The organism is Spirosoma aerophilum, from assembly GCF_054782495.1.
Map to the genome: position 1 here is coordinate 1,315,133 of NZ_BAAGSJ010000013.1, position 14,248 is coordinate 1,329,380.

Genomic DNA, 14,248 nt, shown 5'->3' on the forward strand with positions numbered 1-14,248 from the left:
GCATCTTCTTTTATCCATTATCGGCAAATCCTTCAAAAACGGTCATACCGCCGTCGATGAAGATACTGGCGCCGGTTATATAGTCAGATAAATCTGATGCCAGAAACACGGCCAGATTGCCAATATCAGACGGCTGACCAATTCGATTGTAAGGAATCAGCGTCATCAGGCTGTTAAGGGCCTGAGGAGTTTCCCAGGCACCCCGGTTAATTGGCGTTTGAATAGCCCCCGGACAAATACTATTCACCCGGATTCGTCGATCGCCGTACTCCTGGGCCAGCGACTGCATCAACATTTTAATAGCGCCTTTTGAAGAGGCATAATTGACGTGGCCACCCCATGGAATAATTTCATGAACGGAACTCATACAGATGATCTTACCAGTGGCAGCCGATACTTCCGGTTTTGGACCTCGCCTTAAAAACTCACGAATCGCTTCACGGGCGCATAGAAACTGCCCTGTCAGGTTCACATTTATGACGGTATTCCACTGGTCGAGTGTCATTTCATGGAACTTCGCGTCCCGCTGTAAACCTGCATTATTAATGAGAATATCGACCGTACCGAACGTTTCCACCGTATCGGCAAACATCTTTATAACCTCATCTTCCTTGGTCACATCGCATTGGGCGATCATACCCGCCCCCCCTGCATTGGTAATCTCCGTTAAAACAGCTTCGGCCGATGGCTTAGATGACGCTGACGGGTAATTAACGACAACCGATGCGCCGGCGGCAGCCAAAGATTTAGCCACTCCTGAACCAATGCCGCTACTGGCACCGGTAACGATAGCTGTTTGTCCTTTTAATGATTGTTCCATGAAATTCAGTATTGAATTGATAGTAAGCGTCTACAGGGATTGCTTCCTGACAGGAGCATCGAAATAGATGATGCACCGAAAGCGGTGGCAAAGTAGCGTTCATACGTCGCCCATCCTATTCATTAATCAACTGTTAATTTCCCAAAAGGGACTGGAAAATATAGTTTCCGGTCTGACACAAAATGAAACCAATTATAGCAAATAGGATTATTAGGCAGAAAATTATACATCGACATGTGTTAAGTCCTAAAAATTAGAATTATTAGAAAAATACAATTGATAAGTCATAAATAGGGACTTGTTGTACTTTTCCAATAAACGCCCTAATTTGCTTAGAAAGAATATAATTTTAAAATGAACATTTCGTAAAAGCCTGATTTCCAGCAATCGCGCTATTGCATTGAACCGTGTTCCTGCCACACCTTTGTCCCGGTAAAACAAAAATTTCAAACCAATGAAAAAATTCCAATTAACAATCGCTGTTCTATTATCAGCAATGAGTCTGGCCGGCATGGGAGATGCTAAAGCTGACACAGGATCAGGAATGAATGGTGTGAAAGTTGAGAAGTCCGAGCAAAAGAAAGTACGCATTTATACACAGCCGGGAGCATCGGTTGACGTGGCATTGATCGATGTCGACGGCAACGTTCTCTATCGGGGAGTCATTGGCAAAAACGACAAACGGGCTACTTCATTCAACCTGAACAACCTGCCCGATGGTCAGTATTACCTGACAGCCGGCAACAACGCCTGGTGGATGTCGCAGGGTCTAACGATCAAAGCGAATGCGCTTAATGTTGATGAACGCAGTCTGCAACAAGTTACCCAGCCTACGCTGACCGCCTACGAAAAGAACAAAATTGAAGTTGTTCTGCCCGCCAAGAATATCGACGAGGCCAATGTAGCGATCTACGATGCTCAAAACGTGTTAGTGCAAACCGACACCTTTAAAGGTTCCGTTCGCCGATTCGATTTGTCAGCGCTTCCATCCGGTGCCTATACCTTCGTTGTTGGGCCTTCGGAGAAGAAATTTACCACACACATTGACATTCAACACTAAGAAAACGGGTTGTGGCATTCCACCCACCGCCTGACCAATTCACCATTCTCAACTTGCGCGTGGCCAGCCTTTTCGGACAAGTCTAGTCACCACACCATCTGAATGAATCCTGCCCGCTGCTTTCCAGAGAAAGCAGCGGGCTTTTTTTATGAGTGAATGACAGCCCGACGCTTCAGGAGAGCCAGTTCTTTCATTTTCGATTCGAACACAATATCAATGTCTTTGCCATAGGTGTTCACCGGCGAATACAGCCAGTCAGCATGGGCTTCGCGTCGGGCTTTTGGATCTTCATGCTCCCGGCGCGAATCTGAAAAATGGAACACTGGGCGGACATCCCAGCTGTTGAAAGCCATCATAAAGGCCTCCTCTTCCGTTTGGGTACCCGGATTGAGTGAATGATGAAAGTAATCAAAAACGATGGGGATGCCAATCGTTTCGTGCAGGGAATTGAGGTCCGCTACTGTATAAAGATTGACCCGATCGTCGTTTTCGACAGTAAGGCGAGCCCTTAAGTTTTCGGAAAGCAGGGTAAAATTTTTGGCAAATCGGGCCAGGGTTGAGGTTTTATCGCCATAGGTACCCCCAACGTGGAAGTTTATTTTATTCCAATGAGATGGCTGGAGGCCCATCAGGTCAAAAACCTCCGATTGAGACTCAAGATCCTTTATCGTGTTTTCCAGGACCTTTCCCTGTCCGGCCAGTTGATTGAACGGACCGGGGTGGGCGGTGAGCCGAATGGGGCGGCTGCCTATTTCTTCGAGTGTTTCGCGTATTTCAGGGTAATCGGGCAGGTTGGGGATTCGGTATTCCGACGACCAGGGGAAAAGATCGGATGATATTCGAAAAATCCTGAACCCGTTTTCCAGATTCCAGTCTACTACTTTTAATAGATCCTGCACATTTTTAAGCGCCAGTTCCGACGCATAAGACAGACCTTTTTCGGTAAATGTCTTTTTGATCATGCCCCGATTGGTCGTGATTTTACTGGCCTGCAAACTCAAATTTATACAGGCATATCCGGCGTTTACTGATCCTAATTCCATGCTGACTTAACGCTAATGACCGCTTTCAGGTTTTGACGAATTGACCGTTCGTTCAAAAGTCGGACAAACAGACCAAAAATCGAGTAGAAGGGGCTTATCTTACTCGCTACTTCCACCCGTTAGACATGCCAACCTCAGCTCACCACTTCTTATGGAGGATTTTACGGTAGAACAACTCGAAGATATTGCAAAGGCTTATATTGATATGGCCCGTTCCCTGAATGAATTTCAGGGCAATCATTGGTCAGAATTGACCTTTGAGCAGCAACTGGACCTAAATGCCTACCAGAATAGCTTACTTAACAGAGCTCAGGACATCCAACGACGCACAACCCGACCCGCCTTTATGAATACCGAACGCATGACGACTCGGATAAAAGAAGCGACAACTAAAGCAAAAATGAGTTTAAAACGGCTCGACAACCTGCCCATCGCCCTAAACATTGGCGCTATAACGGTTGCGCTGGCGGCTTACACGGCAAGGGCTAATTTGCGGGGCGTTGACATTGCGCTGAGAGAGCTGGATAACCTGGCCGGAACATAAAAAAACGGGTATGCGACGTTAGATAATCAACGTCGCATACCCGTAAGCAGTTTACTGAGCAGTCTTATAGGATCAGGCCTGATGGCGACTTAACGCCTACCAGTTCAATATCGAATGTCAAATCCTGGCCTGCGAGAGGGTGGTTGGCATCAAGCGTCACGTTGGTTTCGGTGAGCGAGCGAATGATTACCGGAATAGGCCGTGGATTACCATCTTCGTGCATATTGAGGGTCATACCTACCTCGAGCGGAATATCGGCCGGAAGGTCGGAACGTTCCAGCGTAAAAATCATGTCTTCGTTAGCTGGCCCATAAGCGTCCTCAACGGGAATGCTAATGGTTTTTTTCTCGCCCTGATTCATGCCGGTTACGCCATCATCAAAGCCTTTAATCACCTGACCACTGCCAACAGTGAACTCCAGGGGCGTACGGCCTTCAGATGAATCAAATACCGTTCCATCACTCAGGGTTCCGGTATAGTGCACCTGAACAGTATCGCCAGATTTTGCTTGTGCCATTTTGTTATGTGGTTTGTTGTAAAACGTGCCGTAAAAGTACCGGATCTTCCGGCAGTGATTGGGCTACACGCTAACTTTTGACCAACTACCGACTAACCCCAAAAGTTCACGATTCGTCATTTTCAGAAATCCCTGGCGCTAAAAAACCAAACAGAAAATTCAGCCTCCTGCCCTGTTTTAACTGACCAGAAACTTATTTTTTGACTAAAATCAGGTCAAAAACTCGAAAAAAAATTCACTTCAATTGATTGCATATATCGCTTACTTATATATATTTACATCACTTGCTGACCAATTAATCTTTTTTTACGGCCATGGAATCATCGGGTAGTGAGTTTCTACGAGGAACACTGAAAACCATCATACTAAAGCTGCTGTCCGAACAAATGCAGACCAGCACAGGCTCCTCCAAACAATCTGGCATCCGGCCGGGGCGAATGTACGGCTATGAGATCACCCAGGCGGTGAAAGATCGGACAAATGGTGAGATTATCCTGTCATTTGGCGCCCTTTATCCGGTTTTGCATAAACTGGAGCAGGAAGGTTTACTAACCACGGAAACCGAAGAAGCGGAGGGTCGCTTACGAAAGTATTATACACTTACACCACAAGGCACCGAAGTTGCCGTTCAGAAACTGTCGGATTTTGAGCGGTTTATGGAGACGATGCGTCATTTGCTGCAACTACCTGTCAACTTAGTATCTAGTCATTAAGCAACTCTTATCCCAATGATTTAAACGGAACGCGTGTCATGAAAAAACTCAGCCCGCAACAATTGGCAACGTTGCAAAAACACCTTATTCAGAATGGCTCCACAGATGTCCTCGTTGAAGAACTGCTGGATCACCTTGCCTGCGAAGTAGAGCATTACCTGTGGCGTGGTTTTTCGTTCGAAATGGCCCTTGCCAAAGTTCTTGAAGAAGCCAACGTGAAGGCCGTACGGCACCTGCGGGAAACCTATCAGGTTGAATTAGCCATGACCGACGCACAGCTTAGGGAAGCCAGCCTGGATGATATTGTGTTTGAATTCAGGAATAAAGCCTATGGCGCTTACGATCTTCGAAGAAACTACCCCACTACCCTGCGAAATGCATTTATTATGGCGCTGGGCTTAGTGATGATGTTAATGGCCATGATGGATGGTCTGAGCCGGGGAACCTGGTCGTATGTGAGTTTGAGTGGACTGGTTTGGCTGATTGGTTTGAGTGCTGTAACCTTTGCCGTTGTGAGCTGGTACATTCAATACCAACGGCAGCAGCAGCTTTATGCGCGATAAAAAACGTTTTTAGTGAAACGTTCAAGGCGAGCCAACTATAGATTTAATCATATAGTTGGCTCGCCTTGAACGCTCTTTATCAACTTGATTCCGGATTAATAAGCCCGGGCAAATACGACACGTCCTTTTGAGGGTTTACCCGAAAAAACATCGACGCCCTCTTCTGCCTCCTGATCAAACGGAATACACCGGATCGTGGCTTTCGTGGCCTCTTTGATCGCTTCTTCGGTTTCGCTGGTACCATCCCAGTGTGCCAGCAAAAAGCCACCTTTTTCGAGCTGCTCCTGAAACTGCCCGAACGTGTCGACCTTGAAGGTGTTGTCCTGCCGGAACATATGCGCCTTTTTGTAAATCGTTTCCTGAATATCGTCGAGCAGAGCTTTGATCCGCTCCGTCAGGCCATCGAAGGGCACCGTTTCCTTCGTTTTCAGGTCACGACGCGCGATCTCGACCGTTCCATTTTCCAGGTCACGTCCACCCATTGCCAAACGAACCGGTACGCCACGAAGTTCGTATTCAGCAAATTTCCAGCCGGGTTTATTGGCATCCGAATCGTCGTATTTCACCGAGATCCCGGCTTTTTTCAACTCTTTTACCAGCGGCTGGATTTTAGCCGACAGTGATTCGAGTTGTTCTTCAGTTCGATAGATTGGCACGATAACCACCTGAATGGGAGCTAGTTTGGGAGGTAATACCAGCCCATCGTCATCGGAATGGCCCATGATCAGGGCACCCATCAACCGCGTCGATACACCCCATGACGTTCCCCAGACATAGTCAAGCTGGTTTTGCTTGTTCAAAAACTGCACATCGAACGCTTTGGCAAAATTTTGCCCCAGAAAATGCGACGTTCCGGCCTGAAGTGCCTTGCCATCCTGCATCATGGCTTCTATACAGAGTGTATCGTCAGCACCGGCAAAGCGTTCATTGGCGGTTTTTGTCCCTTTTATGACCGGTAAGGCCATCCACTCCTCGGCAAACTGCGCGTAGATGTCGAGCATCTGTCGGGTTTCAAACTGAGCTTCTTCGGCCGTTGCGTGGGCGGTATGACCCTCCTGCCACAGGAACTCGGTGGTACGCAGAAAAATCCGGGTACGCATTTCCCAGCGAACAACGTTGGCCCATTGGTTAATAAGGAGCGGCAGATCGCGATACGACTGAATCCAGTTTTTATAGGTACTCCAGATGACTGTTTCGGAGGTAGGCCTGACAATAAGCTCCTCTTCCAGTTTTGCTTCCGGATCGACGATCACACCCGAGCCGTCTTCAGCATTTTTCAAGCGGTAGTGTGTTACAACGGCACACTCTTTGGCAAAGCCCTCTACGTGTGAGGCTTCTTTACTCAAAAATGACTTGGGGATAAACAGCGGGAAATAGGCATTCTGGTGGCCCGTTTCCTTAAACATATCATCCAGGGCCCGTTGCATCTTTTCCCAGATTGCAAAGCCATAGGGCTTAATAACCATACAACCCCGAACCGCCGAATTCTCGGCCAGATCAGCTCTTTTAATTAACTCATTATACCACTCGGAGTAGTTTTCACTACGGGAAGGAAGTGCTTTTGCCATGCGTGAACGAGCCAAAAAAAATACGGATCAACATAAACATCTAATAGTGAACATATTACACAGAAATAATTTTAGACGAGCCGTCCAACGCTAACTGACTTCTGTTTGATCGCTTCAAAAGTGTCGGGGTTTCTCCAGTATTTCTTTCAACTTTATTTTAAATGGGATTAAACCTTTGTAAACAAAATGGAATCTAATACGTGTGAACTTGCAAAGATAGGTTTTTAGTCTATTTTTGTAATCAAACACACCTTTCCTGTGTTATATATTGAAAGAGTTCTCAATATGAGCCTTTATTACATCAATTCCCTGGCCAAATGAAAACGCAACCCTTATATCGCTATTTATCGCTAGCTGCGTTGCTGGGCATCTGGAGCTGTAGTTCCAGCCAGAAAACGGCGCAAAACGCTGGCGAAGTAGACGATTTGTATGGCAATTCCGGCAACGCTGCCGTATACGCCAGCAACTCGTCTGACTATTCTTCGGTTGCTCCGCAAAATTCGCGGCAGCAGCAGCGGTTTGACCGGCAACAGCGGTCGTATCGCAACGCTAACCCCGATTACACTGACGATCAGCAATATGGTTCAGCCGGTGGTACCAACACCGATGAATACTATACGGAGCTGAGCGCTCGTAAATTAAACCGGGGTCTTTCGCCTGATCCGGGCTGGAACGACACGGATGCGTATACCACGGGCTTTGGCAATGGGTATAACACAGCTATGACGTCGGCCTACAGCTGGAATCGCTGGGGCTTTAACAACACTGGCTTTTATAGCGGTCTGGGCTTAGGTCTAGGGTTGGGAGGCTTTAACCGGTTTGGTTTTGGCTTTGGCAGTCCGTTCTACTCGCCCTTTTACGGCAATTCGTTCGCTTATTCGCCATTTGGCTACTCCCCTTTCGGCTACGATCCCTTCTATAGTTCGTATGCCTACGGTGGTTTTGGTGGATACAGTCCATTTTACTCGCCGTTCTATTCAAACTATTACGGTGGCGGATTTGGCGGTTACTATGGCAACCCTGTCTACGTAAACAATGTGTATATAGCTGGTGCCGATCCTTACCGCGCCCGGACGTACAATCGGACCACGGAGCGTTCGTCAGGCCGTTACAATTCGGCTTTCGACAACTCCCCCCGTTCATATAATCCCAACGGTGGCCGTACGGCGGCTGGTTCAGCCAGCACCGCTACCCGCAACAGCGACAGTTATTATGCTCGTCCGAGCAATGGCAGCAGCCGGGGTTCGTATTATTACGACAACAGTGGCAGCAGCAATGGTCGGTCGGGTGCCAGCACGGCCACTGCGCCATCCTATAACAGTAATTCGGGCAATGAGTATTATGCCCGTCCGCGCGAAAGCAGCCGTGGCAGCTATACGCCTTCCAATGGAAACAGTGGCTACAGCAGCGGTGGACGTGGAAGTTACCAGCAGTCACAGCCTAGCTACCAGCAGCCCGCTTACCAGAGCCAAAGCCGTTCGTACAGCCAGCCTTCTTACCAGAGTCAGCAGCCTACTTATAGTGCGCCAAGCCGGACGTACAGTGCACCCGCTGCCCCTAGCTACAGTGGTGGTGGTGGTGGTGGAGGTGGTGGCGTCTCTTCAGGTGGCGGTGGACGCGGTCCACGATAGTTTTTATAATTAATTACGAAAAAATCCCTGCTGATTAGGACAATTAGCGGGGATTTTCGTTTTGTAGTAGATGTGTAGCGTGCGAAAATGTTGAGGGCAGATTAAACGTTCGGTTCTTTAATTGTTCTAAACCTCACAAACCCGTAGTGCACACCACCAATCGCTTTATAAACATGAACAAACTGTTCCTCCTTTCGGGAGCGCTAGTGCTCCTTTCCCCAGTGGCCTTCGGCCAGGGGGCAGCCTTTGACTATGCCGACGATGCCTTTCGCTTCTCCGAATTTACGCAGAGTGGAACCGCTCGTTTTCGGGCCCTTGGCGGCAACCATGCTGCCCTTGGTGGTGATGCCAGTAACCTCTTCGGCAATCCGGCTGGTTTGGCATTTTACAACCGCTCAGAGTTTAGTATCAGTCCAACATTTACGTCGGTAAATAACCAGAACTCGTTCTTGGGTCAGCAGACAAACAGCACCGGCAGCAAAGTCAGCATTGGCCAGCTAGGTCTTGTGCTGGCGGGTAGTTCTAACAATAACCAACGATGGCGCCGGACAGCTTTTGGGGTGACCTACTCCCAATCGGCAAATTTCTTTAATTATACGGACGCCAGTGGCTTGAACAACAATCCTAATTCGTCGATCGCCCAAACGTATATCAACGCAGCCAACAATGCCCGATACAGCGAGGCTGAACTGAGCGATTCATTTTTTCCAGGAAACCGGAGCGCCGATTTCAGGGAAGCTGCTGCTTATGGGTTGTTTCTTATCAATCCAACCGATTTAGGAACGAATGGATCTGGCCCGCCCTTCACTCGTTTTGATGCGACCAAGCAAAAAGATCAGCGGGCTACGCTAACCCGCTCGGGTGCTCATTCCCAATGGACAATTGCCTATGCCGGTAATCTCGATGACAAACTGTACATTGGTGGTTCCGTTGCTCTGACCCGACTTAAATATTCGTCGGAATACGTTTTTCTGGAACGACCGGTAGGTGGTGTCGTTTTTGACAACTATGGTCAGACGAATAACTTCAGCGTGACGGGCAACGGCATAAATGCCACCCTTGGTCTGATTTACAAGCTGAGTCCTCAATTGCAGATTGGTGCTACCGTAGTGACCCCTACCTTCAGCAGCGCCAATGAGGTGTTTGCCCAAACCCTGACAGCCGTCGTTAAGAGCCCGAATCCGGAAGGCATTTCGCTCAAAACGAACAGCGTAGATGTAGTGGACCCCTCCAATGAATTCCGCTACTCCCTCCAAACGCCATTGCGGGCTTCGGGTGGTGCTACCTATTTTCTGGGTAAAGGAAAAATCGGTTTCATTACGGCTACGGCCGAGTACGTGGGCTACGAGGGCATGCGGGTGCGCACATCTGCGTTCTCGAACCAGCAGGATAACACCGACTTCAGAAACGATGTAAAAGGCTTTGTGCAGGAAACATACCAGAGTGTTGTCAATGTTCGGGCAGGTGCCGAGATCCGGGCGGGTTTATTGCGGCTTCGGGCTGGTGTCGGATATTTACCAAGTGCGTACAAGCTCGATCTTGACCGGGTAGCTAAAACCGACCGCGACAAACTTTTATTCTCGGCAGGTCTTGGCGTTCGCAATGACCGCTACTTTGCCGATCTGTCGGGAACCTATCTAACGTATAAATCGGGCTTTACACCGTTTGAATTGCCAAACGCTGTCGATACACCGAGCTTGGCATCGACGAATAAGAACACAAGCGTGATGCTTTCGGTGGGTGTGTTTTTCTAACAGAACCATATTTGATTGCTCTAACAAGAAAAAGGCGGCCCCAGGGTCGCCTTTTTCTTGTTAGAGCAACTTTCCTATTCGTCGCAGGATTTCATCTTCACTCGTCTCGCCCGAAACTATAACCTGAGCTTGCGAATAGATGGGCAGGCGACTTTCGTGCCGTGCTTTCAGCACAGCGGCTAACTCGGGATCTGTCGGATTATTCAATGGCCTGTCTTCCTGAGCATGGGCGGTTATGCGTTGTACAAGCACGTCAACAGGCACATCTAGGAATACAGAAACCCCCGTGGCATTGATGTAACTCATGTTATCGTGGAAGCAAGGCATTCCCCCACCCGTAGACACAACCAGACTGCCACCCGGCTGAATTTTTCGAAGCACACGTCGTTCGGCCTCCCTAAAGTAGTCCTCACCGGATTCTGCAAAAATTTCGGCAATCGATCGTCCCTCCTCCCGAACAATCAATTTATCCGTATCCACGAACCGATAATGCAGGGCATCAGCAACCCGCTTACCCAACGTACTCTTGCCAGACGATGGCATGCCTATTAGAAAGATATTTTTCAAGGTTAAAAGGTAGGAGTTAGACGCGAGTAATGAGGAGCGAAGAGTTGCTTATGCGACAAAACTACTTGCCTAAGCAATTCCTCGCTCCTCACTTCTCACTCCTATTTACTTAATGAAATCACTTCAGTCGCATCCGGCGTTGTATTGTAATGCCATTTGCCTTTCACGACGCCGTTGCTCATAAGCCACGTACCGGGGTTCGAACGCATAATGGTTTTAAGTACCGTGGCATCGGCCTTGTAATACGGAATGGATTCAAGCTGAAACTCTTTTTGGAATGCCTTTATTTCGTCGTCGCTTGTCGACGTCAGGATGTACGGTTTTACCGTCGATCCCTTCAACCCTTCAACCAGTGCCCGAATCGCTGGCAAGCTGCCCGCATCAATATCCTTTATGGTCTTTACAATTATAAATAGCTTGTTGCCCACAAAAGTCTCCTGTGTGAAATCGCCCGTGTCGTCCCAGATTCGGTAGTCGGTGATTTTGGGTTTGGCATTCTGATTCACCAAAATCATCTCTTTGAACTTATAGGTCGTATCGGATGGATACTGCTCGAACTCGGTCGTTTTACCTCCTTTTTCCATCAAATATTTGTACCGCAACGGTTCTGAGGGTTTCATACCGGCGGGAATGCTCTTGCCAACGGCATAGGGCAGCATATCAATGGGTGGAAGAAACTCGACGGCATAAATACCCAGACCAATGGTCAACACGATGGTTAAGCCCACCAGCCAGCCCGTGTTGCGGGAACGAAGCCGGTTCCGATGACCGATAATAAACAAAATGAGCACCATCAGCACAATGTCTTTGCCGAAGGAAGTCCATGGTTTGAGCTTGATGGCATCGCCAAAACACCCACAATCGGTCACCCGGTCGAAGTAAGCGGAATAAAATGTCAGGAAAGTGAAGAAGGTAATCAGGAAAAACAGAAGCCAGACGGTCACTTTGGGTTTATACGAAGCCAGCAAAGCCACGCCAAGGATTATTTCTGCCGCGCAGAACAGCACCGACATAGCCAGTGTAAACGGCACCAGGGCCATAAAGAAATCGTGCAGAAATGGTAAATCCTGTGCAAAGACTTCAAAATACTCTTCAAACTTGATCTGCGTGCCGACCGGGTCATTCAGTTTGATAAGCCCCGAAAATATAAACACGATACCGACCAGAATTCGGGCGATTCGAGCGGCAATCAACATGGGTGGTGTCCCAGTTTTAACTTTAGGCTGCGATGTTATTGGGTTCATATTTTACAGGCAAGAAAGAAGCGTATACTATAGGATAAAGTAATCGGGTCGCTAACCTTATACGTCACGTTTAACGCTTCTATCTTTACTCAATAGTTAGTTTTATCAAACAGAAGACAGCGTAATTGATCATATCCATGTAATTGGCATCAACGCCCTCCGAGACCAGGGTATTGCCCTGATTATTCTCAATTTGCTTGGTCCGCAGGAGTTTCATCAGAATAATATCGGTCATAGAGCTAACCCGCATTTCACGCCAGGCTTCTCCGTAATCATGGTTTTTGGCAAACAGAAGATCAATAACCCGGCCAATTTCCAGATCGTACAGTTTCTCGAGTTCGTCGGTGGGAATTTCCGTTCGTTTGTCATCGGCTAATTGCATCTGAATCAGGGCCATCACGCTGTAATTGATAATGCCCACAAACTCTGGCTCGATGCCCTCCCCTACGCGACTAACGCCCGTTTCCTGCAACGTCCGAATACGCTGGGCTTTAATATAGATCTGATCGGTGATACTCGGAAGTCGTAAAATACGCCAGGCAGTGCCATAGTCCTGGTTCTTTTTCAGAAACAAATTTTTGCAGCGTTGGATAACCTGCCGATATTCGGATTCGGTATTGTGCACGGTTGTCGGTTTACGGTCTTCGGTTTATCATCGATTGAAGGCTCGTTTATTGAGACCCCCAACCCGTAAACCAAAACTGATTTTATGCCGAAAGTTACGAAAAAAACGCTGAACTGCCGGGGCAGGCTGGTCGATTTAGCGCAGCCTGCCGTTATGGGGATTCTGAACATTACACCTGATTCCTTCTTTGCGAATAGCCGTATTTCGCTCGACAATACGATTTCTACCGCCGAGCGAATGTTGAATGACGGGGCTACGTTTCTGGATATTGGCGGCTACTCGACCCGTCCCGGTGCCGCCGACATAAGTCCCGCGGAAGAAGCTGACCGGGTACTTCCCGTTATTGAAGCGATACTGAAGCGTTTTCCGGATGCCCTGATATCCATCGACACGTTTCGATCATCGGTAGCGAGGCAGGCGATTGGGGCCGGTGCCGCCCTGGTTAATGACGTGGCCGGCGGAACCCTGGACCCAGCTATGTTTGGTACGGTGGCTGAACTGGGCGTCCCTTATGTACTCATGCACATGCGAGGCACTCCCCAAACCATGCAGACAATGGCTGCTTACCAAAATGTATCCAACGAAGTGATCGATGAATTAGCCGTCCGTCTCGCCGAACTTCGTGCCCTGGGTCAAAAAGACATACTTCTCGACCCAGGTTTTGGCTTTGCCAAGACACCTGCACAAAATTTTGATTTACTTAGTCACCTTGATGATTTCAGGCTATTTGATGAGCCGCTTCTGATTGGGCTTTCCCGAAAAACAACAATCTGGAAAACGCTGAAAATCAATGCTGATGAAGCCCTCAATGGCACCACTGTTCTGAACACAGTTGCCCTCCTGAAAGGAGCCTCTATTTTACGTGTACATGATGTTCGGGAGGCTGCTGAAGCCATAAAATTAACCAGTCAGCTAACTTTTTTTAATATTCGCTTGCGTTCATAAAAACAAAACCCTACTTTTGCATTCCCAAACGACGAACAGCTGGTTTGTTGAAACGGGTGCCGATCTGGTAGCTCAGCTGGTAGAGCAATACACTTTTAATGTATGGGTCCTGGGTTCGAATCCCAGCCGGATCACAAAATACCGAAGCCGCTCAACTGAGCGGCTTTTTTTATGCCTTTTAAAGTCTCACTTTAGGCTATTTAAACTCGTTACTTGTTAACGCCGGGGATGAAAAGGCAGGCATTACTGCCGTAGCTTTATGGAATCATTATGGTTTGCCGTCATCTGCTACTAATAATGCCAGTCACGTTTTATAGAAGGGCCAAAGGTTTGTGCTTACCAATTACTAAATCATACTGACCGTAGCGAATTACAACCGAAAAGCCTTCCGCTCCTTGGCTTGGTAAGGCAATGTATCTGCTATCATTTAAGATTTACAACGCGATAACTTTAGCAGACAATTTCGGGTAAAACAATCAGGCATTTTGACAAGTACAAAAAGTTGGCTTTCTACCTAAAAAACGATCGTTTGAGAGTTCAAAATGATCGTTTTGAATCTAGTTTGTTTGCTGAATAAAAAGTCGGATAAGTTAGTAAATTGTCATTTCCCAAGAAGATTTATAACCAAAATGACAATTAAGGCCGTTTACTATT

Annotated in this window: 14 protein-coding genes and 1 tRNA gene; 8 read left to right on the top strand and 7 right to left on the bottom strand. The window is 47.8% G+C overall.

From position 1 onward, the window contains the following. Positions 1-10: 10 nt before the first annotated feature. Positions 11-820: an SDR family oxidoreductase gene (locus ACYVK4_RS16845; RefSeq protein WP_461128685.1), complete on the bottom strand. Its 810-nt coding sequence runs from the start codon at positions 818-820 to the stop codon at positions 11-13. Between the two features lie 454 nt (positions 821-1,274). Here ACYVK4_RS16845 and ACYVK4_RS16850 point away from each other — a divergent pair, with 454 nt between their 5' ends. Next, on the top strand, positions 1,275-1,880 hold the full coding sequence (locus ACYVK4_RS16850; protein ID WP_461128686.1) for a T9SS C-terminal target domain-containing protein: 606 nt from the start codon (positions 1,275-1,277) through the stop codon (positions 1,878-1,880). Positions 1,881-2,026: 146 nt separating this feature from the next. Here ACYVK4_RS16850 and uvsE read toward each other — a convergent pair whose 3' ends face one another. Beyond that, entirely contained in the window at positions 2,027-2,923 is an 897-nt protein-coding gene (gene uvsE / locus ACYVK4_RS16855; RefSeq protein ID WP_461128687.1) for a UV DNA damage repair endonuclease UvsE, read from the bottom strand. A 151-nt stretch (positions 2,924-3,074) separates the two neighbouring features. On the opposite strand from uvsE, the gene ACYVK4_RS16860 reads away from it, so the two are divergent. After that, positions 3,075-3,467: a hypothetical protein gene (locus tag ACYVK4_RS16860; protein WP_461128688.1), complete on the top strand. Its 393-nt coding sequence runs from the start codon at positions 3,075-3,077 to the stop codon at positions 3,465-3,467. A gap of 64 nt (positions 3,468-3,531) precedes the next feature. Here the strand turns inward: ACYVK4_RS16860 and ACYVK4_RS16865 are convergent, their stop codons facing one another. Continuing rightward, positions 3,532-3,984 carry an FKBP-type peptidyl-prolyl cis-trans isomerase gene (locus tag ACYVK4_RS16865; RefSeq protein WP_461128689.1) on the bottom strand — a complete coding sequence of 151 codons (453 nt, stop codon included), beginning with the start codon at positions 3,982-3,984 and terminating at the stop codon, positions 3,532-3,534. Positions 3,985-4,298: 314 nt separating this feature from the next. On the opposite strand from ACYVK4_RS16865, the gene ACYVK4_RS16870 reads away from it, so the two are divergent. Together ACYVK4_RS16870 and ACYVK4_RS16875 are read left to right on the top strand one after the other, a co-directional pair. Beyond that, on the top strand, positions 4,299-4,697 hold the full coding sequence (locus ACYVK4_RS16870; RefSeq protein ID WP_461128690.1) for a PadR family transcriptional regulator: 399 nt from the start codon (positions 4,299-4,301) through the stop codon (positions 4,695-4,697). Positions 4,698-4,735: 38 nt separating this feature from the next. After that, positions 4,736-5,260 carry a hypothetical protein gene (locus ACYVK4_RS16875; RefSeq protein ID WP_461128691.1) on the top strand — a complete coding sequence of 175 codons (525 nt, stop codon included), beginning with the start codon at positions 4,736-4,738 and terminating at the stop codon, positions 5,258-5,260. 95 nt (positions 5,261-5,355) lie between these two features. On the opposite strand, the gene proS is transcribed toward ACYVK4_RS16875, so the two are convergent. Next, positions 5,356-6,828, bottom strand: coding sequence for a proline--tRNA ligase (gene proS / locus ACYVK4_RS16880; RefSeq protein WP_461128692.1), 1,473 nt, complete (start codon positions 6,826-6,828; stop codon positions 5,356-5,358). Between the two features lie 317 nt (positions 6,829-7,145). Between proS and ACYVK4_RS16885 the strand changes: the two genes are divergently transcribed. Both ACYVK4_RS16885 and ACYVK4_RS16890 read left to right on the top strand, forming a co-directional pair. Then, positions 7,146-8,459 (top strand): hypothetical protein, encoded by a 1,314-nt coding sequence (locus ACYVK4_RS16885; protein ID WP_461128693.1) that lies wholly within the window; start codon positions 7,146-7,148, stop codon positions 8,457-8,459. Positions 8,460-8,632: 173 nt separating this feature from the next. Continuing rightward, positions 8,633-10,213 (top strand): OmpP1/FadL family transporter, encoded by a 1,581-nt coding sequence (locus ACYVK4_RS16890; RefSeq protein ID WP_461128694.1) that lies wholly within the window; start codon positions 8,633-8,635, stop codon positions 10,211-10,213. A 60-nt stretch (positions 10,214-10,273) separates the two neighbouring features. Here the strand turns inward: ACYVK4_RS16890 and ACYVK4_RS16895 are convergent, their stop codons facing one another. From ACYVK4_RS16895 to ACYVK4_RS16905, 3 genes are all read right to left on the bottom strand, one after another. Then, entirely contained in the window at positions 10,274-10,780 is a 507-nt protein-coding gene (locus tag ACYVK4_RS16895; protein ID WP_461128695.1) for a shikimate kinase, read from the bottom strand. Positions 10,781-10,881: 101 nt separating this feature from the next. Then, positions 10,882-12,024, bottom strand: a complete 1,143-nt coding sequence (locus ACYVK4_RS16900) for a BT_3928 family protein (protein ID WP_461128696.1) — start codon at positions 12,022-12,024, stop codon at positions 10,882-10,884. 85 nt (positions 12,025-12,109) lie between these two features. After that, the gene (locus ACYVK4_RS16905) at positions 12,110-12,649 is read right to left on the bottom strand and encodes a DUF1599 domain-containing protein (RefSeq protein WP_461128697.1); all 540 of its coding nucleotides are present in this window, start codon (positions 12,647-12,649) and stop codon (positions 12,110-12,112) included. 84 nt (positions 12,650-12,733) lie between these two features. Between ACYVK4_RS16905 and folP the strand changes: the two genes are divergently transcribed. After that, complete coding sequence (gene folP / locus ACYVK4_RS16910; RefSeq protein WP_461128698.1) at positions 12,734-13,594, top strand: dihydropteroate synthase; 861 nt, start codon at positions 12,734-12,736, stop codon at positions 13,592-13,594. 61 nt (positions 13,595-13,655) lie between these two features. Next, positions 13,656-13,728, top strand: a tRNA-Lys gene (locus tag ACYVK4_RS16915). The last annotated feature ends 520 nt before the right edge of the window (positions 13,729-14,248 follow it).